Below are 25,214 nucleotides of genomic sequence, written 5' to 3' on the forward strand. Positions count from 1 at the left end.
ATTATTTATAATATTGATTCCTATAATTCAACATAAGGGGAAAATCAATAATGGCAGTCAAACCACTGTACAATGAAGCGTATGTGCTAAAAAAAATAGCTCAAGGTGACGAACGGTCATTTGCAGAATTATTTCATTGGTATTCAAAGCCACTTGCCGAATTTGTATTTAAGCTCACGGATTCCCTGGAAGTCACGGAAGAAATCATTCAAGATTCCTTTATCAAAATCTGGCTGAAGCGGGAAATGCTCCCGGACATTCAGAATTTTAGTGAGGTTTTCTGCCTTCTTATTTGACAAAACGACTTTCAGCACCAATGGCTATAGCGCCGCTGCCGGACAAGCTTTGTCTTCTGTGCTCAGTATGGATACCAGGGGAGTGGCAGTTAAATCTTCTACAGAATTCTCTCTGATCGATCTGGGGCTGGGTGCTGCCCATACCCATCGCTTTAAAAACAGTTCTTTAATGCTGGGTGGAAATTATTACAACTTTTCTCCCTACCATAAAATTGTACCCCAGAACACGCAATGGAAAAAGGATCCTGAGCAAAAGCAATTGTCGATGCATTATAAATACAAAACCTCGGAAACCGGGATGTTCAAGGTCTTTGCTGATTACAGTGATACCCGGCTGTCCTTCTATATTGATAACCCAAATTATCCGGACAAAGACCTGCTGTTCAACAGGAATGAAAACCTATATGCCAATGTGAATTATCAGGATTTTATCGCTGGAGACTGGAAATTGTTTGCCGGAGTATCTTACAATAAAACCCTGGAATCAGGGCAGGTCAGTACAGCGGAATCAGGATCGAAAACTACGGAGGGGGCTGTGCTGTTCAATACCTCACCGTATTTTCAGAACGATGAAGTATGGCATCAAAAGTTTTCCCTGAGCAGGAAATTTCGGGGAAGTTCGCAGGTCAATTTTGGCGCTGAATTATTTGAGAATTCCAGAAGTGAAGGTTATGCGGAGCTGTCCAGAAAATACAGTGATGTACTCGCAGCGGGTTTTGCAGAATCAGAACTCTATTTTACGGATCAGCTCAACTTAAAATCCGGCTTGAGACTGGAGTCTTCCAACTACCTTCGTCAACTGAATCTGGCCCCTCGTACCGCTTTATATTATCAGTTTCATCCGGCACATAAAGTGGTGGCTTCTTATGGCTGGTATTACCAAAAACCTGACGATAGTTTCCTGACACAGACTGCTGGTCTGGACTACGAGAAATCCATTCAATATGCCTTAGAATATGAATTTAAGGTGCTTTTCAGAACATTGAAATTATCGGTTTATCAGAAAGATTATCAGCAGCTGGTTAAAATTGAAACACCGGTGTTTTCTGGATTTCAGGCTTATGGCCCACCCTTGAAAATAGAAGCATTCAACAATAATGGGAAAGGTTATGCCAGAGGTGTGGATGTCTTTTGGAAAGACAAGCAGAGCATCGATTTAATAGAGTATTATGTTTCTTATTCCTACCTGGATACTAAAAGAGATTATATTGATTTTGAGGCTTCCGCCAGGCCTGCTTTTGCACCTCAGCATACCTTTAATCTTGTGGCCATGAGGATTACTTCAAATGCGCGCTGGCAGTTTTCAGGAACCTATACTTTTAGTAGCGGCAGGAGTTATTATAATCCTTTAAACCCGGTTTTTATGGGTGATAGAACACAGCATAACCACAACTTTAGCATTGGCATTAACGATCTTCCGACCTGGATTAAAGGTTTCTCTGCCTTCAATCTTAACCTGAATAATGTATTTGGATTTAAGCAGGTGTATGGCTACCGATATGCTTATAATGGCAGCAGGAGAACCGCAATTCTGCCTCCTGCCAGGAGAAGTATTTTATTGAGTTTTTTAATGAATATTGATGGAGATGAATTTAACCATTAAAAAAGTTTAACAGGAATTGCAGGTTATCCTGGGTGTGCATGACTGCGGTATTCTGCAGGGTTTCTGCTGTGATCTCGATCATGCGCGCCCTCATTTTCAGTTCAAAAGAGGCGATGGCCTGCTGGATCGTTTCAAATTGACCGAGGCAGAGCGCTTCATAAAGTTCTAAAGCATCCGCCAAAGCCTGGTTTGCACCTTCTCCTGCATAAGGCGGGATGCGATGTGCTGCGTCTCCAATCATCGTCAGGTTTGCCAGGCTTTCCCAGTTTTGATCGGTCGGATAATGATACATTGGTCTTGGCATGATCCATATTTCATCTGTAGTAAAGAGCGATTGCCATTCGCTGCTCCAGTCTGCAAATTCCTGCTGGAACCATAGTGCTACCTGTGATTTATCGTTAAAGTCTATATTGGATTTGGCTAGCCAGTTTTCTGATACCTTCAATCCGATGAGAAAACTTAATGTACCATCAGCTTTGGGACCAAAGAAGATCGTTTTACCATTTTCCAAGGCGAATAATTTACCTCCGCTGGCGAGCTGCCAAAGTGCTGGAGCATTCTTTTCCGCATTATAAATGTTAACCTCAATAGCGGTAACGCCGGAATATATAGGTGGAATATCCGTGAGGTATTTCCTGACCTTAGAATTGGCACCATCTGAGGCAATCACCAGGTCTGCATAGGCGCTGCTGCCATTGTCGAAGGACAATTCCCAGCCAGCTCCGGCAGGCTTCATCTCCTTGAATTTCGCATTCCAAACGATGTCATCTTCTTCCAGGGAGGCGATCAAGAGGTCGCGCAGCGGACCACGATCGATTTCCGGGCGGAAATGTTCATGGCCAAAGTTTTCATTAGTTGCTACTGCATGGTCGTTTAATAAAACTTCCATCTGGCTGTTGATGATTTTCATTTTATCAGCTCCGGGACGGTAATGTTTTTTAAATTCTTCCAGCAATCCTGCAACTTCCAGTGCTTTCAGGCCAGTTCCTTCATGAAGGTCTAAAGTAGAGCCCTGCTGACGGACATTTCGATCGGCATCTCTTTCATATACTTTAACCTGGAGGCCTTGTTGTTTTAAAAGCCTGGCCAGTGTCAATCCGCCGGGGCCTCCGCCAATAATGGCGATGTATTTATCTTGTAATAACATAGTTTTCTTATTGTTGTTAAACAAAATTACTGCTATATTTATAGTCAAAATAGCTCAATTTAATATAAAAATAGTCGTAAATGAAAGTATCAGTGGTAGATGAGAATGGCTCAGGGATCATGGCTGAGTTTGCAAAAGCGATAGGGGCCACTGTTCGCGGTCGGTTTGTCGACATACCAAAGGAAAAGGGTGGAGGTTACCTGAGGGGGTTCAACTGGGGATGCGAACTGCGAATGATGGTTCGCAACTATTACCTGATAGAAGAGATCCTGCTGGAAAGGACGAATAAACTGGCTGAAGGGCAGGATAATGTGATCTTTTTCTTGAGTGGAGTTTTCTCCCCAATGCCCGCCGAAAAGAAGATCCCATTAGAGCAAGCCAGCGTATTTATTGGGATGCAGGCAGTTTCTTCGGTGATGTCGATGCCTTCTAATACCTATTTCAGCAGTATCACGATTGCAGCCTCCCGACATTACCTGCGGGAATGTTTTGGCGGAATAGCTCACCCCGTGATAGCCAGTATCCTGGAAGCAAAAAACAATTTTGTATTTGAAACCGGTATTACTGTAGAGATGGTCCAAACTGCCGGAGAGATTGTGCAGCAAAGCATACCCCAGAGTCTGGAAAGTCATTACTATAAACTCAAGTGTGAAGAGCTGCTATGTTATATTTTTGCTCAATTGCTGAAAAGAGAGGCCGTTGCCACCAGTGGGATGCACATAGAGGATATGAAGGCGATTTATTCTGTCAAATTACGATTGCAGTCTGCCTTAAATGAGCCGCCAGATATTGCTTCATTAGCGAGAGAGGCTGGAATGAGCGAACCCAAGCTTCGTAAACTATTCAAACAGACTTTCGGCAAAGGAGTTTTTGAATATTATCAAAGCGCTAGAATGCAGGAAGCCGCAAGGTTGTTAAAAGAGCAAAGCCTGACAGTCTCTGAAGTAGGATACCAGCTGGGTTTTACGAATCTAAGTCATTTTTCAAGGGTTTTTGAGCAGCATATTGGCATGAAGCCCAAGAAATATTCAAGGGCTTAATCAGAGCTGAGGTAGTGTAAACCATATCGGATCTTATTTATACAGGATCAGCAAATTAATAGATCGCTTTTCTTTTGCTAAGCCCAAGCCCATACTTTCCAATATATGCAGCAGGCTTTTTGGGTTTTCCGGTTGGAAAGAGAATTTAATATCTAGCTTTTCCAGGTTCCCTGTTTCGTCTGCCACCAATTGATGAAGGCCATAGTTCTCCAGAAACTGGGCGAAATCATTCATCGTGATCGCTTCATGATCTATTTCTCCGTGTCTTGAATAATAGGTTCTTTGGCCAGCACGGTTTCTTTTTATAGTGTTAAACTTTATCGGATTGATGATGCGAAGGACCTGTACCTCTTTTATGGTTGGCTGTATCCTTGCCTGCAAATCAAATCTTTTCGACAATTCCATCTGTAATGCGGGTAATAAATTAACAGGGGAATCTACAATAAGGTCCAGACAGTAGGTAGCTTCTTTCTGTTCAGACTTTGTCTCGTCTATGCTGCGGTTATAAGGGAAATCGCCATTGGCGATCCTATAAAGTGAACTGAGGGGAAGGTTAATGCAGGTCAGCCGACGGCCGCTGAAGGTTTTGTCTTTTAACCAGGTGGTACTTAGTCCGGGGCCTCCTTTGATTTCTGCCTGCATCATAAACCGGTAGGTCGTACTGTCAGCGGCAAAAAACTGCTGCTGAATTAAGTCTTCATGGTTGATTAGCCGGTCTATTTTTGCAGGTAAATGTATTTCTTGTTTGCGCAGCAAGCTGTCCATTACCTTTTCGGTGATGGCTTCCGGGTAGGTAGATCCGATCAGTTTTCCCTCCGCATCAATGAGCACCGTATGCGGAATTAACTGATGAGGAAAGGCTTCCGCAATCTTCCTTGAGGTATCTATGGCGAACCAGAAATTACTAGGTTTTGATTTTAGATATTGTGCAGTGCGGACTGCGCTTTCATCACCAACTGCGATCACTTGCAAGGAGTTTGGATATTTCGCTTGTAAGGCCTGGAGGTGGGGCATAGCCGCCAAGCAGGAACCACACCAGGTAGCCCAGAATTCCAGTAAAATGACTTTGCTTTTTAACTGCTTTGAGCCGACAGATTTGAACGGTGCATTGAGCAGTTCCTTAAATTGCAATTCAGGTAATTGATCGGTATTTTTTAGCTGGGCTTCAGCCGAATGCGCAGTAAACAGGAGCAGCAGAATAAGTAGTTTTTTCATGTTTCTTTTTATTCAAAAGTAGGATGGTAAGCTGCTCTTTGTGCCTTAACGCAGGTTAATCAAAGTTAATTAGTGTTAACGCCTGCCGTTAATTTAAACGCATGTTGTAAGTTTACAGCAATGAAAAAGAATATCCTGCTCATCCTCCTATTGATGTCGCTTTGCGCTGCAGGAATCATAGGATTGCAGTTGTTTTGGAATTACCAGAATTATCAGGCTACTGTGAGGGCTTTCGACCATGATATTAATGCTGCTTTAACGAATGCTGCAGCTAAAGAAACCGATCAGCGGCAGGAGCATATTGTAAAGCGCTTTAAGAGTTTGCTAGCGGATACTTCCCTGATCACAATTACTGCAGACCATAATAACAGGGACAGTGCGACTGTTTTTTACACTCAGGATGCGCATCCTAAATTTAAGGAAGACAAGAATCGAAAAACTCAATTCGGTCTGGATGATTTTAAAGAAAAACTTGATCATATTACTCCAGAGGCGAAGGCAAGACTGATTTCTCATTTTGGAGACAAGATTTTAAAGCCTGACCTTAAGGAAGGAGTGGTTTATCATTATACCCAATTGCTGGGGGATAGTCTGGAAAAGGTATTTAGCCAGAGTAAAATGAATTTAGATTCCATGGATCTGCTGTACAGAGGGGAGTTGAAAGCTAGAAATATCAATGCCCGCTTTGTGCTGAATCCTTCGGATAGCAATGGATTGTACCTTACTAAGCCGATCCATACCAGTTTCCGAAAACCTGATCAGAAAGATCCGGTCTATGCTGGTTTCGAAAGTCCGGATACCTATTTTTTCAGAGAGATGAAATGGGTGATCGTTACTTCTCTGCTGCTGATCCTGATCACCATTGGCTGTTTCATTTATACGGTTAAGACATTGTTGTCGCAGGACAAATTAGCGGAACTGAAGGACGCTTTCATTAACAATATGACGCATGAGCTGAATACACCAATCGCTTCTATAAAAATTACGGCGGAGGCTTTAAAGGCATTTCAGCATGCTCCGGAGACACAAAATGAATACCTGGACATTATTAATTATCAGGCTGATAAACTAAATGATTTAACTACTCAGATCTTAAATATCGGTCGGCTGGTTAATGTTAAGGGAATGAACAAAAAGGTAATGCCCGTCAATGTATGGATCGCCAATGCGCTGGAAGAATTCAGGCCGCAGTTGGAGCAAGCGAAGGCCATAGTGGAGTATCAGCATGGGTCAAATGCCGCCTTTCTGAGTGCTGATCCTGTTAGTCTAAATAATGCGCTGGTTAATTTGCTGGATAACGCGCTGAAATATAATAACAATCCACCCATTATCTCGATTGCCTTCAGCATCAGTGCAGGGCTTGCAGAGATCAGTATTTCTGACAATGGCATTGGGATTCCTGAGGTGTATCATCGCATGGTATTCGATCAGTTTTTCCGCGTGCCACAAGGAAATTTGCATGATGTGAAAGGCTTTGGCCTGGGATTGAGTTATGTCAAAGAGGTGATTAAACAGCATGGCGGCGAAATTGCAGTCAGGGTTAACGAACCATCAGGCAGTATATTCATGATTAAATTACCTTTAAACTGATAAAAAGATGGGCCTGCTGATGAAAAGACGAACCTACTGATGGAAAAAATGAATTTATTACTCGTAGAAGATGAGCCGTTTTTAGCGAAGGTGATCAAAGAAAGCCTGGAACGGTTAAACTATGATGTGACCTACGCTGCAGATGGGAAAAAGGCATTTAGCATGTTTCAAAATCAGTTGTACGATCTCTGCATTGTAGATGTGATGCTGCCACATACGGACGGTTTTACATTGGTCAAACAGATCAGAGCGCTTGGATCTCAGGTGCCGGTACTGTTTTTAACGGCACGTACAGCGACTAAGGATGTGGTAGAGGGCTATGAAAGCGGTGGAAATGATTACCTGAAAAAACCATTCAGTTTGGAGGAACTGTATTTAAGAATCCATGAATTACTGAAAAGAAATGCTGGTCAGCGCGATATTGCCGAAACGAATTTGGCCATTGGCGGCTATCAATTTATTGCGCATCAGCAGCTTTTGAAGTTTGGAAGGGAAGAATTCAGGCTCTCTCACCGGGAAAGCGAATTGCTGAAAATGCTGTATTCGCATAGAAATGCGTTGTTGGATAGAAAGCAAGCTTTAACTACTTTATGGGGTGATGATAACTTTTACAACACCCGCAGTATGGATGTGTTCATTACTAAATTAAGGAAGCACCTGCAATTGGATCCCTCAGTTGTGATTCTGAATATCCGGGGAATTGGTTATAAGTTAATCTGTTAATTCCTATTTAGGAGGATCGCTTCACGTAATCCATGATGGCTTGCGGCATTTGTTTAGGGGATAGGATATAAGCGCCATGAACGATTAAGATCGTGATCACCATATTAGGATGAAATCCGATCAGTGGAATCAGGCACCAAAATATATTTCTGGTCATTGCCTGAAAAACCGTGATGCGTGCAGCAACGCTGAAATTGAATTCCTCACTTTGATGGTGGACAATATGAGCAGCCCAGAAGAGGTTGACTTCATGCCCCAGACGGTGGTACCAATACCAGACCAGGTCAGTAAAAAGCAGCAGTACAATCCATACCCACCATACATTGGGTATATTGAAGATGGCGTAATTGTTATAAATCCAGGAGAACAGGCTGAAGAAACTGGCTGATATAAATAAGTTGAGGAGCCTTTCTGCAATTCCAATACTTAAGTTGGAAACGGAACTCTCATATTTAAATAGTTCTGGCTGTTTCTTTTTGATGCTGACGATGTATTCCATAAAAAGAAATAGGAAAAATGCAGGGATTGCAAAGGCAGCATAGTTAATTTGGTTCATCTATTTATACGATTTAGGTGGTATTTAGCGTGCTATTTAAAATAAAGTCTAGTAATTTAGTAGTTTATTTGGAGAAGTTAAAATATAGCACTAAATTTATCCTATTAAATTAGTAGACTTTATAATATACAAGCATGAAACACTCTTTACCATCAGCGGCTTTTGTGAAAAAAGCGAACATTCATTCTGATCATTTCAGACACCTTTACGGCGCATCGCTTCCTCCTGTATGCAGCTGTTTTTTTTGTAATAGCATCGGCTATTAACATCTTTCAAAATCCCTTTCGGATTTAAACTAATACTCAATTAAAATTTTCTGAAGTCACCAATGGGGGGGCTAATGGAAATCCTTTGTCTAAAATTTCCTAAACAACAACAATGAAAAATCTTTACAAAAAAGGGTTCTACCTCATTTTGTGTGTTTTCTGGACTGCCATGGCCAGCGCACAAGAGGTAAACCCTACGATCAAATCTCATCTCAACGGTATAGTGCTGGATGCAGGAACAAATCAACCGCTGCCTGGTGCAGTAGTCAAAATCAGAGGAACGACTCATACTGTATCCACTGATTCAGACGGTAAATTCAGCTTTGTAACCGGCCAGAGTTTTCCTTATATACTGGTGGTTAGTTTTATCGGCTACGACCAAAAAACACTGACCGTTAACGGCAGTCCCGTGACGATCAAGCTGGAGGAAACACTGAATCAATTGAACGAATTGGTGGTGACCGGTTATAGTATCCAGGAGCGGAAATACATTGCCGGTGCCATCAGCAGTGTGAGCGGCTCGGTCGTACAGAATCAACCTTCAGGTGGTTTTAATCAGCTGCTGCAAGGAAAAACTGCCGGTGTACAGGTGACTACGAACTCAGGGGTTCCTGGTGGAGGGATCACTTTCCGCGTACGTGGAAATAACTCCATCAACGCCTCTGTGGATCCCTTGTATATCATCGATGGTGTATTTGTAAACAACAATGATCCGATTAATGCCGGACTGGGAAATCAGGCCGCCTCTAATCCAATGGCCGATTTGAATCCTTCGGATATCGAGGATATCCAGATCCTGAAAGATGCCAATGCAACGGCAATTTATGGCTCTTTAGGGGCAAATGGGGTCGTTATCGTGACCACCAAGCGAGGCAAAAGAAATACCAAAGCAGCCATCAACCTGAATACCATTCAGGGATGGTCTACTGCTGTAGATAAATTTAAAGTAGCTACCGGACCGGAAGTCGCCTTGCTGACCAACGAATCCAGAATAAATACGGCCATTGATAATGGCCAGGACCCTTCATCATTGGTACTGCCTTTCCCTGATCCCTCAAATCTGCCTACCTATGATAGGATCAGCGGACTGTTTCGTACTGCGAGAACTTCGAACTATGAGCTTTCTACCTTGGGAGGAACGGATAAAAGCACCTATTATATTGGTTTAGGTTACCTCAACCAGGAATCTATCGTGAAGCCTTCAAATTATACGCGTTATTCCGGGAGATTTAACTATGATAACTACCTGACTGATAAATTAAAAGTGGGTACCAGTATTAATTTTACGCGTTCAGACAGAAAGCTGAGCGGCAGTGACAACAATCCGACAGGGGTCATCAATTCTGCACTTTTTCCAAGGTCTTATCTGCCAATTTTCAATGCGGACGGTACTTATGCACGTTATGGAAGTTTTGATAACCACCTGGCACTGATCAACAACATAGACAGTAAAGCTGTGGGCTGGAGAACGGTTGGCAATATCTTTGGCGAGTATGTTTTCCTGCCAGGATTAAAACTGCGCAGTAGCTGGAGTATTGACAATACCAGCGAATATGACAATAGTTATTCTAATACACTGATTAGTGCAGGTATCGCCAGCAATGGTTCAGCTTCCTCCAGTGAGAACAAAATACTCGCGCTCACCAATGAGCAGGTATTGAGTTTTGTGAGGAATTTAGGGGCGGATAAAAAACATAATATCAATGCGCTGGTCGGGAATACCATCAATACGGTATTAAACCAGAGTACATCGGCTTCAGGATCGGGCTTTGCTGCAAACAGTCTTAAATCGATATCAGTAGCTGCTACGCGTTCTGGTTCCGCATCACGTTCCGCAGCGAACCTGCTGTCTTTCTTTAGTAAGGCCAGTTATACCTATGATGGAAAATATACCATTGATGGAAGTATCCGCGCTGATGCTTCTTCGAAATTCGGATCTAACAAACGCTGGGGTTATTTCCCTTCAGGAGGGATAGCCTGGCGATTGAGTCAGGAAGAATTTATCAAAAAACTGAATGTTTTTGATGAGTTGAAACTAAGGGCCAGTTTAGGACTTTCGGGGAATCAGAATGGGATAGGTTCTTATGCCGCACAGGGATTATGGTCGTCCGGAGCGAATTATCTTGAACAGCCAGGGATTGCGCCTACACAGCTGAGCAATCCTAACCTAACCTGGGAAACAACAAGACAATTTAACATAGGCACAGAATTTACGATCCTGAAGAAACGCCTGGAAATTGTGGCAGACTATTACAATAAATATACCTACGACCTGCTGCTGAACGTTCCTGTTCCTTACCGTTCGGGATTCTCTTCTTATTTGCAGAACTACGGGGCAGTTAGGAACAAAGGGTTTGAATTGGGGATTAATTCTACGAATGTTCAGACGAATGCTTTTCAGTGGACTACTAATTTTAATATCTCTTTCAACAACAATAAGATTGAAAAACTGGCTTCGGATATCAGTCTGGGGGCTTCAGGAAGAAACATTTCCATCTTAAGGGAAGGCTATTCAGTGAATTCCTTCCAGTTGTACAAACAATTGTATGTAGATCAGCAAACCGGAAATGCGGTTTATGAAGACCTGAATGGTGATGGAAAAATTACCTCTGCAGACCGTCAGATTGTGGGCAATGCCTTGCCGAAATTTACAGGTGGCTTAACGAATAACCTCAGCTATAAGGGCTTTGATTTCAGCTTCTTCTTTTACTTCCAGCAGGGCAATAAAATCATGAACATGAATGATTTCTTCATGGTGCATGGTGGCACACAGGCTAATATTGGCTTCCTGCCAAGGCAGCTGGACAGGTGGCAGAAACCGGGTGACATTACAGATATTCCGCGATTGACAACCTATAGCGGGAACCCAACTGAAAACGGTGGTGCGGCAAACAATTATGGTGGAAATGTAGCCAGTCTTTCTTCCCGATACCTGGAAGATGGATCTTTCATCAGACTGAAAACAGTGACCCTGGGTTATACACTTCCTAAGGATATCCTGACCAGAGTGGGCATCAGTAAAGTTAGGGTTTATGTGCAGGGAACTAACCTGCTAACTTTCACTAAATACGGGGGTCTTGATCCGGAAGTCAGCTCACAGTCCAGCAACCAGAATACGGTAGGCTACGACTGGGCTACTGTGCCTCAGCCAAAGACCATTCAGATTGGCGCAAACGTAACCTTTTAATGATTTTAAAACAAAAAAAAATGAACACATCATATCTTAGAAATACAGTGCTTGTGGCCTTTGTGCTGCTCTCAGGTTCCTGCAAAAAATTCCTGGAGGAAGTGCCGGATTATGCACTGCCCAGCACCAGCTCCATCACTGATGTCAGCACAGCCAGGGCAGCTATTGTTGGTACTTACGACCGGGTGCAGAACTATTACTCTTCTTCCTATCCAACATTAGGAACGATCACCACCGATAACGTCATCTTTAACGGAACGCTGAGTGAGTACCTGCAGCTGGATCAGAATGCGATACCTACGGATAACGTGATCACTGTTTCTGCTTATCAGAACCTCTACAGAACGATCAATTCTGCCAACAGCGTGATCGCTTATGTGCCATTGGTGAATGATCCTTTGCTGACGGATGCAGAGAAAAATAAAATCTTAGGGGAAGCCTATTTCATCCGGGCCCTTTCCTACTTTGATTTAGGCAGAGGATGGGGAGGGGTGCAGCTTCAGCTGAAACCTACTGCCGACCTTACCGTGCTGAAAGGCATCAAACGCAGTACACTCGACCAGACTTACGATCAGGTACTAGCAGATCTGATACAGGCGGAGCTGTTGCTGCCAGAGGATGCGACCACCAGAAATCGTGCACAGAAAAGTGCGGCAAGGGCTTTACGCGCCAGATTGCACCTGTATAGAAAACAATGGGCAGAGGCAGAAACTTATGCTACACAGGTGATCAGCAATACAAAATATACGCTGGTTAAACCTTATAAATCCTTTTTCACAGCGCCTTTTCAAACAGCAGAGTCTGTTTTGGAACTGGCTTTTTCCACAAATGACAGGAACAGCTATTGGAACCTTTGGTATCCCAGTTCTTCTGGTGGACAGTTTACATTGAAACCTTCAGATGGTCTGATTGCAAAATTGAACAATCCTGATGTTGGGGGTGCCAGAAAAGCATTGATTGCCGGTACTGGAGCTACCGTATATGGTGTGCTTTACAACACTGTTGGGCTCAGCACAGATCCAGCTTACCTGATCCGTATTGCAGAGCTTTACCTGATCCGTGCGGAAGCAAGGGCACAGCTGAATAAACTGCCTGAGGCAGCAGCAGATTTGAATGCAGTAAGAGCGAGGGCGGATGTGGGTGTCACTACAGCGACGACACAAGTAGCGCTGATCCAGGCAATAGAAGACGAGAACGGGATTGAGTTTGCCTTTGAGGCACACCGCTGGTTTGACCTGGTCAGAACTGAGCGTGCAGGAACTGTTCTCGGGATCACCAATAAGAACTACTGGCTGTTTCCAATTCCTTATTCAGACATCCAGTCAGATCCGGATGTGACACAAAACCCAGGGTATTAATTTATAGCAAAAAGACATGAAATTTTTCTTCCATACTACTAAAATATTGATCCTGCTCAGTTTGATCTGGATCCAGCCTTTATCGGCTCAAAATGCTTATTTTTTTCCTAAGGCTACCACATTGGACCCCAAAATCCCCACGCCTGAACAGTTTTTAGGTTATCCTATCGGTACTTATTATACGCGCTATGATCAGGTGCTGGCCTATTTACGTCAGCTGGAAAAGTTATCTGACCGCGTACACCTGGAAAGTCTTGGAAAGACTTATGAACAGCGTGAGCAAGTGGTGCTGACCATCACTGCTCCTTCGAATTATGCAAAGTTGGAACAGATCAGACAGGAGCACTTGGCTCAGGTAGATCCTTCTAAACCTGTATTGAGCAACAATGCCCCGGTGATTATCCACCTGGGATACGGGGTGCATGGGAATGAGACTTCCAGCACAGAAACAAGCTTACTTACGGCTTACTATCTGGCCGCGAGTAATGATGCAGAAACCCAGAAATGGCTGAAAGAAGCCGTGGTATTCATTGATCCTGCGCTTAATCCGGATGGTAGAGACCGTGCAGCGAACTGGCATAATTCTTACCATTCTTTTCCTGCTGTAGGCGATCCGCTGGACAAAGAACACCAAGAGGCATGGCCGAATGGAAGGAGCAACCATTATTTTACCGACCTGAACCGCGACTGGCTGAACCTGGTACAGGTAGAAAGCCGTAACCGCCTTGCTTTCTTCCATAAATGGTATCCGAATGTGCAGATAGATTTTCATGAGCAGGGAACGAATGCCTCCTATTATTTTGAGCCTTCACCGAAACGTCATGAGAGCCCGGTGATCCCACAGTTTTTGTATGAGTTTCAGGTAAATCTGGCCAAATACCATGCAAAAGCACTGGATGATATCGGATCGCTTTATTTTACGAAAGAGAATTATGACAACTTATCGCCGATTTATGGTTCTACTTATCCTAAGTTTTTTGGTTCCGTAGCCGCCACTTTTGAGCAGGCGAGTTCAAGAGGGATCTTACAGGAATCAAGCAATGGGCCATTAACTTTTGCTTTCACCATCCGAAACCACCTGGCCACGAGTTTCTCTACGATCAGGGGCGCGGTAGCAGAGAAAACTGGGCTTTTTAAAGTACAGAAGGACTTCTTCAAATATGCATTGGACCAGGGACAAAAGAATCCAGCCAAAGCATTTGTATTTGGCGATCAAAATGATGTGAACCTAACTCAGAAATTCCTTGGCTTGCTTTTACAGCACCATGTGGAGGTCTATGAACTGGGTGATAAAATCAGTCAGGAGGGTAAAATATTTGAGAAAGGAAAAAGCTATATTGTTCCTTCTGCCCAGCCCAACTTTTTAATTGTTCACTCTATCTTTGAGGAGAATACCTTAAAGGACAGCATCTTTTACGACAATACCGGATGGAGTATCATTCAGGCTTACGGATTGAAATATGCAAAAGTAAATGGTGCTTTTTCTAAGGGTGCAGCAATGAAAAATGTAGCTGCGGAAACTGGCAGGTTAAATGGCGATCGTTCTGCTTATGCTTATTTGATCAATTCTTCTGATTATAACTTTACAAAAGCATTGTATCAGCTCCAGCTGCAAAATGTGTTGGTGAAGACGGCCTTTAAATCTTTCGCAACAACGGCTGGATCAGGAAAAAATTCATACCTGCCCGGATCTCTGGTGATTCCGGTAGTAGGGCAAACGCTTTCTCCGGATTCTTTGTATGCGGTGTTGAACAATGTAGCTCGTTCTACTAATATTGAGATTAATTCGGCTGCAACTGGTTTTAGTGCGGAAGGTATAGATTTAGGCAGCAGCAACATTAAATCGGTGCGCAAACCTGAAGTGGCGCTGGCTTTTGGTCAGGGGGTATCTTCTTCTGAAGCTGGTCAGGTCTGGTTCCTGTTGAATCAGCAGTTAGACCTGCCGGTTACTAAGCTGGATCTTCAAAGTTTTGCCAGAGCACCATTGAACCGCTATAACGTGTTGGTACTGCCAGGCGGTAATTATAGTGATTGGGACAAGGCCACCATCGATAAGATCAAGAACTGGGTAACTGAAGGAGGAACGCTGATCACTTTCCAAACAGGAACAGCCTGGGCAGTAAACCAGGGTATCGTAAGGGAAAAGCTTTCAGAAACGGATAATTTCGCAAGGAGAGGTGAGGGACCAGCAGCACCGGCAGCTGCGACTCCAAAAGCTGTGGAAGAGCCTAAATCAAAAGGCCCTGTAGCTGCATCTTCGGGAGCTGGAGTGCTTGCAGCTAAAGCTGGGAGAGGATCTAAAGACAGACTGGATTATGCGAATCAGGAAGAGGTAGAAGGTTCGAAAAGAATCAATGGGGCGATCTTCTTAGCTGACCTTGATATTACGCATCCGATAGCTTTTGGGCTTACTTCGCGCAAGCTGTTCATCAATAAAAATGGTGCTACGTTATTGCTGCCAAGCGAAAATAAATATGCAACTGTAGCACAGTATGCTTCTAAGCCTTTCGTGAACGGTTATTCTTCCAAATCTAATATTGAAAAAGTAGCTAATTCTGCAGCGATTATCGCTACAGGAATTGGTAGAGGAGAGGTGATTTTATTTGCCGATGATCCTACTTACAGGGGTTATTGGTTAGGTACAGGACGCCTGTTCCTTAACTCAATATTCTTCGGTAATTTATTAAACGGAGGCTATAGATAAGCCGGCGGAGCATAAGCACTGCTTAAACGGCAGATGGTTGAAATTGGATCAGTTTCGTATGCCTGAGTTGTTAGGCATACGGAACTGATTTTTAAATTATGAAAGACAATTAATGCATTAGTTTTTGTGTCATTCCCCAAACAGCACCCAGAACTGCCTGGAATATAGAATAAGACAAAATCACTAAGATGCTTCTGAAAACTAATGCTTTCTTACTATAGCCATAGGCCGAATAAAATTGAAAGTAAAACCAAATTCCGTAAATATATAAGGATGGTGTGACGATAGAAAAGTAAAGAAATGCAAGTGTTTTAGTTTGGGTATAGAAGATGGCGAAGATAGTGAAAACTAAGGCGATGGTTAATTCTGCAGCAGCTTTATAGGAGTTTAAAACCAAATTTTCTGAATAATTTAGCTTTGCTTTTCTAAACCAGAGGAAACTAAATAATGAGTTAATCGGGATGGTGACCACGACCAATACTTTTGGGTATTTTGTTGCAAAGCGCTCAAATGAATTCATCGCTGATTTATTGAATTCGGGCATTAAGTCAGCTAATTTGAGGTGAACGTAAGGTTCTAAAAGGCTTGATGCGGTTAAAATTAAAAGTATCAGTGTGACGAAGCTAAAGTAGTTGGCTCTTTTTCCCTGAATAAATTCCCGAATGCTGTGGCCAGGTCTTGTGAAAAGTTCTTTTAAGGTAAAGAGCATTCCTTTGTCGACGTGCCAAACCCCATGCACAAAATCATGGGCTAAAAAGTGTTTAATAGAGTATCGGTGTACACTTGATTTTTGTCCGCAATTGTGACAATAATTATCAATTGCCTGAAGGTGACAGTTTAAGCAATTATGCTCCATTAGATTGCTGGATAAATTTAGAGAATTGGTTTTTTCGGTTGGTCTTCCTTATGGCTTTTTTTTCTCCCTTTGATGATGACGTAGATGGAAAAGATAAACGTTAGGGTATAAATAATCCCTAAGGCCGGATTTTTAAACTGGAAGTTTTCAAAATCAAATTGTTTAAATATAGTTACTCCTAGAATAACTGCAATAATCCAAAATACTGGGGACCCTAGATCTTTATTGTCTTTCATACTCTTTTTTTAAGAAATGTAATGGTTTTACAGTCCATCTCTGATAGCGCTTAAATTTTGTTCAGCTTTCCTCTGGTTATGCAAAAACTTATTTCTCGTAAAGATAATATAAAAATATGCTCAAATACTACACTAAAGTTTAAATTTGTGATTAAGCCATTGCAATATGGTTGCATCGCTTGTGATGTGGTGAATAGATTATATCAGCTTATTTAATTAGACCGGATGATAAGGAGGAGGATATGGCGAGCTATTTTGCGAAAAGGTTCAGGTAAAAATACCTCATTTATAAATATGGGTATTAATACGTGCTTTCTGTACGGTTTCTTTGTAGACATTTGATTATAACCAGTAGTTGTAAAAACAGCCTAAATGACTCTTTAATTCTGTAAATACTAAATAATTACTATTGGTGTTAATTGCTCCCTAAAATTATATACAATATGTTAATACAGAAGCTAGTTGTTGTTGGCTATGATGATGCCTTAAATCTATTGGCATTAATGGACCAACTAAAGGAAACGACTGTCTTTGCTTATCAGATAATTTCTGCGACCATGGCTTCGGGTTTAACAGATTTACTCCATACATTGAAACCAGACCTGATTATTTTATGTTTTCGAAACAATCAGCAGGTACTTAACGAAATTCGACCTTTAACTGCGGCGCCACTTATTCCTATCCTTTGTCTTAGCAATCGATTTGAAAATGAAAATCTGGGCTGGGATCAAAATAATAGTGTCTTTACCTGTCAATTGGAATACATTCATCAGAGCTTCTACCTGAGTTCAAGAATAAACTCTATTTTATTGATGACGAAAGCACAGAAAGCAACAGAACCGCCGATGAGCTTTGCTGCCGCCGCTATTATTGCCACTGGACCCGACCATACCAGGAATCTGAGCAGATATGTAATGGAACTAGATCAGAAAGTAGAAGTGCTTTTAAAGGTTAAAGAACGAATAGGAGAGCTATATCCAAATGTAGATGATCAAACACGGGGGGAGCTCATTTCTATTGTGAATTCCATCAAAATATCAGCTAATGATCATAAGCTATGGGATGATTTTAAGCTCTATTTTGAAGAGATGAATCCAGGTTTCTTATTAGAGTTGACCAGCAACTATCCTTCTTTAACTTCCATTGACCTAAAGTATTGCTGTTATCTGAAAATGAATATGAGCAATGACGACATCAAAAATTTACTGGGAATCAATCAGGAAAGTGTACGCACCCATAAGTACAGGCTTAAAAAGAAAATGTCTTTGACCAGAGAGCAGGATCTGAGGAGTTATCTCAGAAATTTGGACCAGCAAAAATTGACAGTTGTCTGAGTCTACGATTTGTCTACGCAATTTCTTGCGCATTGCAGTGGATGTGCATGAATGGTAGATGTTGCAGTTTCTTTTCTTTAAAAGCTGCTGTCTAATTTTAGAGCAGCTGCTCAACAAGGTTTTATCCCTTTTAAATGAGCTGAAATATTCAGGTAAAAGATTTTGATATGATTAATAGGGCACTGAAATTTACGAGTGATGCACTGGATCAGTTTCTGATAAACCGCTTTGCTTTGGATGAATCCAAAGTGGTGATGAACAAGGTAATTGATAGCAATGGTCAGGTGCCAATGCTCAACCAGAATAAAATCATTGTCTCCCTGATCAATATCGAAAGAGAAACTGCAAAAGCGTATCACATCAGAAATCATCCAGTAAGTAATGGCAGCTTCGTAAATATAAACCCTGCAGAAAGGTTCAATTTGGATATTCTTATGAGTGCTAATTTTGATGATTACAGTGAAAGCTTGAAATTTTTGAACGCAGTGATTCTATTTTTCCAGGTGAATACTTCTTTATCCGTCAATAACTCTTCCGCATTTCCAATTGGCCTGGATAAGTTGGAATTTGATATTGAAAAACTTACTTATCAGCAGATGCATAGTCTTTGGACCGCAATGGGTGCTAAATATCAGCCATCTGTGGTCTATAAAATGAGGCTGTTGACGATTCAAGGTTTCGAATCGGATGGATTTGCAACTTCAGTTTCTACAATGGTTAATCAGGTCACACAATGATAGCGGCATATCAGCGCCTTTTCCAGTTGGACGTGTTCCATACTTATTTTCAAAAGGATATTTGTCGTTGTCTGGAGTTTAATGCTGCTTCAGAAACATTGCGCCTGATGGAAAGGTTTCGTTTTCTCATCAGGAGGCAGATCAATGGAATTGGCTTTTATACAAATGGAAGTCAGAGCACAGAACAGCTGCTGAACTATATTGAAAACGCCACCGGACAGGATGCTTTTTGTTTTGAGATCAGAACCAATGATCCCGACTTTAATTTTTTCACTGAACTGCCGACTAACTGGGTGGGTCAGCTGCTGTACGATAGCAGTATTATTACTGTAATCGATGATGATCAGGTCCTGTTGAGTCAACAGTTGTCAAGTCATGCCGGAACCCTGTGCATGGGGAAAGTAACCCTTCGTTTTGCAGATATCCTGAAATTCAGTGGCCCAGCGGGATTTGCCAACTTTAGGATCCAATACCAGTCAAGAGCTACGCAATGGCAGTATTTTGTCATCAACAGAAGTGCTGTTTCACTAGATGACCCAGGTATTTCAGGGAAAGAACAGATTGATTTTCTAGGGCCTGATCAGGTGGTTACTGCTGCAGGAGAGACTGCCTTACTGTTCTCTTCAGGGAGTAGCCTGATTCCCTTGAAGGAAGTACCTATACACAAATTTGATCTGATCAATCGTCCGGCAAGCGGCAGCAGCAATGTCAGGCCACAGGTCGTCATTAAAGGACTTCCAACGCCTACTCCCGAATGGATAGGAAAAGGAATGGATAAAAAGAAGGAATACATTTCTTCCCCAATGTATGTTTATTTATAAACCAATAACAGCTAAAAAATAAGTCATGATTGAATCAAACATTAAGTCACCCGGTGTTTACATCAACGAACAAAATGCCTTCCCCAATAGCGTAGTCTCTGTGGCTACTGCTGTTCCGGCGTTTATAGGTTACACTCCCCAGGCGGTATACAATGGGAAATCGTATGTCAATGTGGCACATCGGATTACATCCTTTGCCGAATTCCAGTCCATTTACTGTTACCCGAACCCTGCACCTCCAGCAAGTCCGGCAATTCAATATAATCCGGAGTATTACCTGGTACAGCAGAAAAGTCAGCCGGTAGACAGCGGGTATATGATCATCAACAATTCCTTTTATTCTATCCTACCAGATCCCAATACTATTTATTACATGTACAATAGCATTCAACTGTTTTATCAGAACGGAGGAGGAGAAGCTTACATTGTTTCGGTAGGAACTTACGGGCGGCCGTCCGGACAGTCAATTGGCGTTGGAGAGCAGATTATTAACCCCAATGTCATGTTGTCACAGCTGCAGAGTGGACTCGCATTGCTGCTGAATGAGCAGGAGCCAACGATGTACATTTGCCCTGAAGCAACCCTGCTTTCCCCTTCAGAAAACTCAACATTGATGAAGAGCATGCTGGAGCAAAGCCAGACTATGCAGACGGCAATTTGTGTTTTTGATTTGATTGGTGGGCGGAATCCTAATCCTTTAACTTATTCTGACGACATCGATGCCTTCAGAGAGGCTACTGGTCAACAGGGATTGGACTATGGAACGGCTTATTATCCTTTTATTGGGACGACAATTATGGAGAGTACGGATATGAATTACACAAATCTTTTTGGAGGAGATGTTCAGCCGCTGGATCCGTTGCTCAATCCACCATCTAATCCCAATCCAACCGCAGCTACCATCTTACACAATATTGAAAACCCTCCGGGAGCCCCTTTAACGGTATCACAATACAACAACGCATTGATTAATGCCAGTAAGGTTTACGCGACCATCATTAAAAACGTGCTGGCAGAAGCGAATGTGCTTCCTGCAAGTTCTGGGATGGCAGGTGTGATGACCACGGTAGACGATCAGGAAGGAGTGTGGCAGGCCCCAGCCAATACCTCTATTGTTAGTGCAGTTTCACTTCCGATCAATTTATCAGAAAGCCAGCAGGGAAACCTCAACGTAGATCCGGTTTCAGGTAAATCGATCAATGCGATCCGGTTTTTTAACGGCATTGGAATCCTGGTATGGGGGGCCAGAACGCTAGATGGCAACAGTCAGGACTGGAGGTACATCTCCGTGAGGAGAACCATGATCATGATTGAGCAATCCTGTAAGCTAGCTTCACAATCGTATGTTTTTCAACCCAATGTAAAGAACACCTGGGAAGCGGTAAAGGCGATGATCAGTAGTTTTCTGAATACCATCTGGAAAGAAGGCGGGCTTCAGGGGGCATCGGCTGCAGATGCTTTTTCCGTAGAATGTGGTTTAGGAACGACCATGACTTCTGATGATATTCTGGATGGTTTTATGAATGTGACGGTTAAAGTTGCTGTAGTCCGTCCGGCGGAGTTTATCGTGCTTACTTTCCAGCAGGAAATGCCAGTTTCAAGTTAACAGATGTATTTATTATAATTTTTAAAAAACAATATTATGGCAGATGATGGAAGCGCACAAGGCGCAACATGGCCCATGCCCAAATTCAGATTTGAAGTGGACCTTGGAACAGAATTAAAAGGCGTAGGATTTCAGGAAGTATCTGGAATGGATGTCGAAAATCAGGTGATAGAATACCGTAAAAGCAATAGCCCGCTTTTCTCTCCGGAGAAAATGCCAGGCTTGGTGAAATATGGTAACGTGACCATGAAAAGGGGCATTTTTGTGAATGATAATGTCTTCTGGGACTGGCATGCAGAGATTAAGATGAACCTGATCAAAAGAAGAACGGTACTGATTAAATTGTTGGATGAAGGCGGTAATGTGACCATGCAATGGCAGCTAGACAATGCCTGGCCAACAAAAATTAGCAGTACCGATCTGAAATCTGAAGGAAATGAAGTGGCAATTGATACGCTTGAAATCGCACATGAACAATTAACAATTACCAATGGCAAGTAATAATTATCCATTAGGATTTTATTTCATGCTGTCTTTAAAGGGAGATGATGCTGCCTTTCAGGAGGTATCCGGACTTTCTAAAGAACTTGGGATTGAAGAAGTCGTTTCTGGTGGGGAAAACCGGTTTAAATACAGGCTCCCCACCACTTCCTCCAGTCAGAACCTGGTGCTCAAAAGGGCCTTGGTTCCGGGCGGTTCCGATCTGGTAGATTGGTGTATCACCTGTATTGATGGCGGACTGGGCTCGGCCATTCAGACAAACGATGTTTCGCTGAGCCTGCTGGATGCCAGTGGCGACATTCTGGTGATGTGGACCTTTCATAAGGCTTATCCGATTAAATATTCGGTGTCAGATTTGAAATCACAGGAGAATGCGATCGTCATTGAATCCATGGAATTGGCCTACACTTATTTTGATATCTCAGAAAGTACAAATGTTTCTAACCTATATGATTAATGCTTATGGCTATTGAAATCAGAGAACTCATTATCAAAACGGAAATATCTGTAGGTGACCGGAATTATCTGTCTGGTATTAAGGAAGAAGACCTTAGGCAGTTGAAGAAACAGATTATGGAGGAATGCCGGAAGATCATTGCAGAGCGAACTAAAAAAACGAGTTACAAACGATAAATAGGAACAAATGGGAAGCCTGGAACCAATGAAGATTACCGGTTATACGGATGAACAATTTACCAAACGTTTTCCTGGAGCTCCATACCTGATGATGCTTAATCCTGAGTCGATTAAATGGCAGCGCAGCATTGAGTACAATCAGCAGCAGGCACCGGATTCGAGTGCTCCTTCACAGCGCTATAAGAGTACACCAAGCGATAAGCTGAGCTTTGATGTGGTGATCGACTGTACCGGAATTGTTGATCCGAAGCGGATCAATATGGCGAAAGAGATCAGCACTTTAGAACAGATTATTTTTACCTATAATGGCACAATTCACCGCCCTAATTTTGTGAAGGTGCAATGGGGTAAGGATTTGGTGTTTAATGGTGTGCTGACCTCTTTTGATATTTCCTACACCTTGTTTCGTCCGGATGGAAGTCCGCTAAGGGCAAAGATTTCCCTTGGATTCGGACAGTATATCGCTCCGCAGACGGTAAAAATACAAGACCAGGATGAATCCCCGGATATCAGTCATCTTGTGAGCGTTGTAGAGGGGCTCACTTTACCAGAGTTGTGTGAAAAGATCTGGAATGAAGAAAATTATTATATCCAGGCTGCACGTTACAATGACCTCAATAAGTTTCGAAACTTAAAGGGAGTCGAAAAACTGATTTTTCCACCTATAATTCCTAAAGTATAATGCCATCATCATCCAGCAATAGCGCGAACGGCAGTTTAGCCACCTATACCATAAAAGTGGCGGGAAATACGATTCCAGACGAACTGAGCGTGCTCTCTGTCCACATAGAGAAAAAAGTAAACCGCATTTCCTCTGCCAGGATCATGATCCTGGATGGGGAACCAAATACCGGAACATTTGAAGCGAGTTCTTCTTCGTTTTTTGTTCCTGGCAACGTCATCAGCATTGAGGCTGGGTATGACTCGGCCAATACTGTACTTTTTAAAGGGATCATTACCCGACAGTCCATTCAGATCGACAATATTATCGGTTCCGCATTGGAAGTAGAATGCCGGGACGAGGCCATAAAAATGATAGTGGGTAGAAAGAGCCTTACTTTTTCTCAAAAAAAAGACAGTGAAGTCATTTCTTCCATCATCAACAGTTACATTGGATTATCTGCCGAGGTCAGTGAAACGACTACGGTATGGCCGGAGCAAGTGCAATTTTATGTAACAGACTGGGATTTTATACTGTCGCTTTCAGAAATGAACGGCTTGATTGTGACCACCCTGAATGGGAAGGTTTCCGTCTTTGAGCCTGGAGCGAAACCAGATCCCGTAATGACCATCGGTTATGGCAGTGGATTGATAGAGTTCAGGGCAGACATGAATGCGGTGACACAGCTGGAAAGTGTGAAATCGAGTTCATGGGATTATAAAAACCAGATGGTAGCCAGTGCTACAGCACCAAATAACTATGCTGGCCCTGGAAATATTTCTTCGAAAACATTAGCTGAAGTTTTGGGCTTGCGGGAATATCAAATTCAGACCACAGCCCCTGTAGCAGCAGAAGAACTGGCTAATTGGGCCAAGGCACAGATGCTCAAAACGGAGTATGCAAAGATACAAGGAGAAGCTAAGTTTCAGGGTACGAGTTTGGTAGATCCGGGTAAATACATTACTCTGAATGGTCTTGGCAGCAGATTTAATGGTAATTACCTGATTTCTGGGGTAAACCAGGAGCTGTCTGAGGGAAATTGGATTACCGAGATTTCTATTGGAATGTCGCCGCTTTGGTTTATGGAAGAACCTGATGTAATGGCTCCGGCTGCTTCAGGGATGCTGCCGGGGGTACGCGGTTTATTTAACGGAACAGTTAAAAAGATCTACGATGATCCGGAATCACAATACAGGATTTTGGTAGATGTGCCGCTGTTTGACCAGACTGGACAGGGAATCTGGGCCAGACTTGCCAATTTTTATTCGACCAGTGGTGCCGGTGCATTTTTTTTGCCCGAAGTGGGAGATGAAGTGGTACTTGGATTTTTAAACGAAGATCCGCGTAATCCGGTCATCCTTGGGAGCATGTACAGCAATCCAAAGCGGAAACCATATCAAGGTCTCCAACCCAACGAAAAAAATTCCATCAAGGCCATTGTCTCCAAGTCAAACCTTAGTATTGAATTTGACGATGAGAAAAAGGTGCTGACCATCGAAACGCCAGATAAAAACACGATGATCTTTAGTGATCAGGATAAAAAAATTACGATTAAAGATGAACATTCAAACAGCATTGAGCTGTCGGCAGAGGGAATTACAATGAACAGCCCGAAAAATATCAATATCCATGCCGACCAAAAGATCAACCTAAGCGGTACACAAGGTGTCTTGATTCAGGCTGCTGCCGGAGATGTAAGCCTCACTGGTATCAATATTAAACAGGAAGCTGAAAGCCAGTTTTCGGCCGAGGGATCGATGACCGTTCAGATCAAAAGTGGGATGGAACTGAGCCTGAAAAGTGCAATGATTATGATCAACTAATTTAAATAAGGAGCGATGCCAGCAGCAGCCAGATTAACTGATTTTCATATTTGCCCGATGGTGAATCCGGGGCCAGTGCCTATCCCTCATGTTGGGGGACCAGTTATTGGGCCGGGTTTGCCTACTGTATTGATTGGCGGACTTCCTGCAGCAAGAGTAGGCGACATGCTGACCTGCGTAGGACCACCTGACAGCATTGTAATGGGTTCCGCAACGGTACTGATTGGTGGAATGCCTGCTGCAAGAATGGGCGATCAAACCGCCCACGGCGGGTCCATCATGATCGGTGCATTGAATGTAATGATCGGCGGTTAATTC

General features: G+C 42.8%; 22 protein-coding genes. 17 read left to right on the forward strand and 5 right to left on the reverse strand.

Annotated elements, in window-relative coordinates:
* Positions 1-270 precede the first annotated feature (270 nt).
* Entirely contained in the window at positions 271-1,899 is a 1,629-nt protein-coding gene (locus tag AQ505_RS12075; RefSeq protein ID WP_062548412.1) for a TonB-dependent receptor plug domain-containing protein, read from the forward strand.
* On the opposite strand, the gene AQ505_RS12080 is transcribed toward AQ505_RS12075, so the two are convergent.
* Entirely contained in the window at positions 1,889-3,094 is a 1,206-nt protein-coding gene (locus AQ505_RS12080; RefSeq protein ID WP_231635085.1) for an FAD-dependent oxidoreductase, read from the reverse strand. The genes AQ505_RS12075 and AQ505_RS12080 overlap by 11 nt on opposite strands.
* 32 nt (positions 3,095-3,126) lie before the next feature.
* Between AQ505_RS12080 and AQ505_RS12085 the strand changes: the two genes are divergently transcribed.
* Positions 3,127-4,086, forward strand: coding sequence for a helix-turn-helix transcriptional regulator (locus tag AQ505_RS12085; RefSeq protein WP_062548414.1), 960 nt, complete (start codon positions 3,127-3,129; stop codon positions 4,084-4,086).
* A gap of 33 nt (positions 4,087-4,119) precedes the next feature.
* On the opposite strand, the gene AQ505_RS12090 is transcribed toward AQ505_RS12085, so the two are convergent.
* Positions 4,120-5,301, reverse strand: a complete 1,182-nt coding sequence (locus tag AQ505_RS12090) for a TlpA family protein disulfide reductase (RefSeq protein WP_062548415.1) — start codon at positions 5,299-5,301, stop codon at positions 4,120-4,122.
* A 120-nt stretch (positions 5,302-5,421) separates the two neighbouring features.
* Here AQ505_RS12090 and AQ505_RS12095 point away from each other — a divergent pair, with 120 nt between their 5' ends.
* Together AQ505_RS12095 and AQ505_RS12100 are read left to right on the forward strand one after the other, a co-directional pair.
* Positions 5,422-6,891, forward strand: coding sequence for a sensor histidine kinase (locus AQ505_RS12095; RefSeq protein WP_062548416.1), 1,470 nt, complete (start codon positions 5,422-5,424; stop codon positions 6,889-6,891).
* Between the two features lie 48 nt (positions 6,892-6,939).
* Positions 6,940-7,614, forward strand: coding sequence for a response regulator transcription factor (locus AQ505_RS12100; protein WP_231635086.1), 675 nt, complete (start codon positions 6,940-6,942; stop codon positions 7,612-7,614).
* A 7-nt stretch (positions 7,615-7,621) separates the two neighbouring features.
* Here AQ505_RS12100 and AQ505_RS12105 read toward each other — a convergent pair whose 3' ends face one another.
* The gene (locus AQ505_RS12105) at positions 7,622-8,170 is read right to left on the reverse strand and encodes a sterol desaturase family protein (RefSeq protein WP_082461517.1); all 549 of its coding nucleotides are present in this window, start codon (positions 8,168-8,170) and stop codon (positions 7,622-7,624) included.
* A gap of 378 nt (positions 8,171-8,548) precedes the next feature.
* On the opposite strand from AQ505_RS12105, the gene AQ505_RS12110 reads away from it, so the two are divergent.
* The 3 genes from AQ505_RS12110 to AQ505_RS12120 are packed head-to-tail and all read left to right on the forward strand — an operon-like array spanning position 8,549 to position 15,685.
* Positions 8,549-11,623 carry a SusC/RagA family TonB-linked outer membrane protein gene (locus AQ505_RS12110; RefSeq protein WP_062548418.1) on the forward strand — a complete coding sequence of 1,025 codons (3,075 nt, stop codon included), beginning with the start codon at positions 8,549-8,551 and terminating at the stop codon, positions 11,621-11,623.
* A gap of 20 nt (positions 11,624-11,643) precedes the next feature.
* Positions 11,644-12,981, forward strand: coding sequence for a RagB/SusD family nutrient uptake outer membrane protein (locus AQ505_RS12115; RefSeq protein ID WP_082461808.1), 1,338 nt, complete (start codon positions 11,644-11,646; stop codon positions 12,979-12,981).
* A 16-nt stretch (positions 12,982-12,997) separates the two neighbouring features.
* Positions 12,998-15,685, forward strand: coding sequence for a M14 family zinc carboxypeptidase (locus AQ505_RS12120; protein WP_062548420.1), 2,688 nt, complete (start codon positions 12,998-13,000; stop codon positions 15,683-15,685).
* 109 nt (positions 15,686-15,794) lie between these two features.
* Here the strand turns inward: AQ505_RS12120 and AQ505_RS12125 are convergent, their stop codons facing one another.
* Positions 15,795-16,541 carry a DUF3667 domain-containing protein gene (locus AQ505_RS12125; protein WP_062548421.1) on the reverse strand — a complete coding sequence of 249 codons (747 nt, stop codon included), beginning with the start codon at positions 16,539-16,541 and terminating at the stop codon, positions 15,795-15,797.
* A 17-nt stretch (positions 16,542-16,558) separates the two neighbouring features.
* Positions 16,559-16,777 (reverse strand): hypothetical protein, encoded by a 219-nt coding sequence (locus AQ505_RS12130; protein ID WP_062548422.1) that lies wholly within the window; start codon positions 16,775-16,777, stop codon positions 16,559-16,561.
* A 443-nt stretch (positions 16,778-17,220) separates the two neighbouring features.
* Between AQ505_RS12130 and AQ505_RS12135 the strand changes: the two genes are divergently transcribed.
* The 10 genes from AQ505_RS12135 (at position 17,221) to AQ505_RS12175 (ending at position 25,211) form a co-directional block, all read left to right on the forward strand.
* Positions 17,221-18,111 carry a helix-turn-helix transcriptional regulator gene (locus tag AQ505_RS12135; protein ID WP_062548423.1) on the forward strand — a complete coding sequence of 297 codons (891 nt, stop codon included), beginning with the start codon at positions 17,221-17,223 and terminating at the stop codon, positions 18,109-18,111.
* Positions 18,112-18,278: 167 nt separating this feature from the next.
* Positions 18,279-18,848, forward strand: a complete 570-nt coding sequence (locus AQ505_RS12140; RefSeq protein ID WP_062548424.1) for a DUF4255 domain-containing protein — start codon at positions 18,279-18,281, stop codon at positions 18,846-18,848.
* Positions 18,845-19,669 carry a hypothetical protein gene (locus tag AQ505_RS12145; protein WP_062548425.1) on the forward strand — a complete coding sequence of 275 codons (825 nt, stop codon included), beginning with the start codon at positions 18,845-18,847 and terminating at the stop codon, positions 19,667-19,669. Before AQ505_RS12140 ends, AQ505_RS12145 begins: the two co-directional genes overlap by 4 nt.
* 25 nt (positions 19,670-19,694) lie before the next feature.
* Entirely contained in the window at positions 19,695-21,275 is a 1,581-nt protein-coding gene (locus AQ505_RS12150; RefSeq protein ID WP_197286368.1) for a phage tail sheath family protein, read from the forward strand.
* Positions 21,276-21,311: 36 nt separating this feature from the next.
* A complete protein-coding gene (locus AQ505_RS12155) occupies positions 21,312-21,776 on the forward strand; it encodes a phage tail protein (RefSeq protein ID WP_062548426.1) in 465 nt (154 codons plus the stop codon).
* Complete coding sequence (locus AQ505_RS12160) at positions 21,766-22,233, forward strand: phage tail protein (protein WP_062548427.1); 468 nt, start codon at positions 21,766-21,768, stop codon at positions 22,231-22,233. The genes AQ505_RS12155 and AQ505_RS12160 overlap by 11 nt, the downstream gene beginning before the upstream one ends.
* Before the next feature lie 5 nt (positions 22,234-22,238).
* Complete coding sequence (locus AQ505_RS26365; RefSeq protein ID WP_157262333.1) at positions 22,239-22,409, forward strand: DUF5908 family protein; 171 nt, start codon at positions 22,239-22,241, stop codon at positions 22,407-22,409.
* 10 nt (positions 22,410-22,419) lie between these two features.
* On the forward strand, positions 22,420-23,094 hold the full coding sequence (locus AQ505_RS12165) for a CIS tube protein (protein WP_197286369.1): 675 nt from the start codon (positions 22,420-22,422) through the stop codon (positions 23,092-23,094).
* On the forward strand, positions 23,094-24,896 hold the full coding sequence (gene vgrG, locus AQ505_RS12170; RefSeq protein ID WP_062548428.1) for a type VI secretion system tip protein VgrG: 1,803 nt from the start codon (positions 23,094-23,096) through the stop codon (positions 24,894-24,896). Before AQ505_RS12165 ends, vgrG begins: the two co-directional genes overlap by 1 nt.
* A gap of 15 nt (positions 24,897-24,911) precedes the next feature.
* Positions 24,912-25,211, forward strand: a complete 300-nt coding sequence (locus AQ505_RS12175) for a PAAR domain-containing protein (RefSeq protein ID WP_062548429.1) — start codon at positions 24,912-24,914, stop codon at positions 25,209-25,211.
* The last annotated feature ends 3 nt before the right edge of the window (positions 25,212-25,214 follow it).

Source organism: Pedobacter sp. PACM 27299 (genome assembly GCF_001412655.1).
Taxonomy (GTDB): domain Bacteria; phylum Bacteroidota; class Bacteroidia; order Sphingobacteriales; family Sphingobacteriaceae; genus Pedobacter.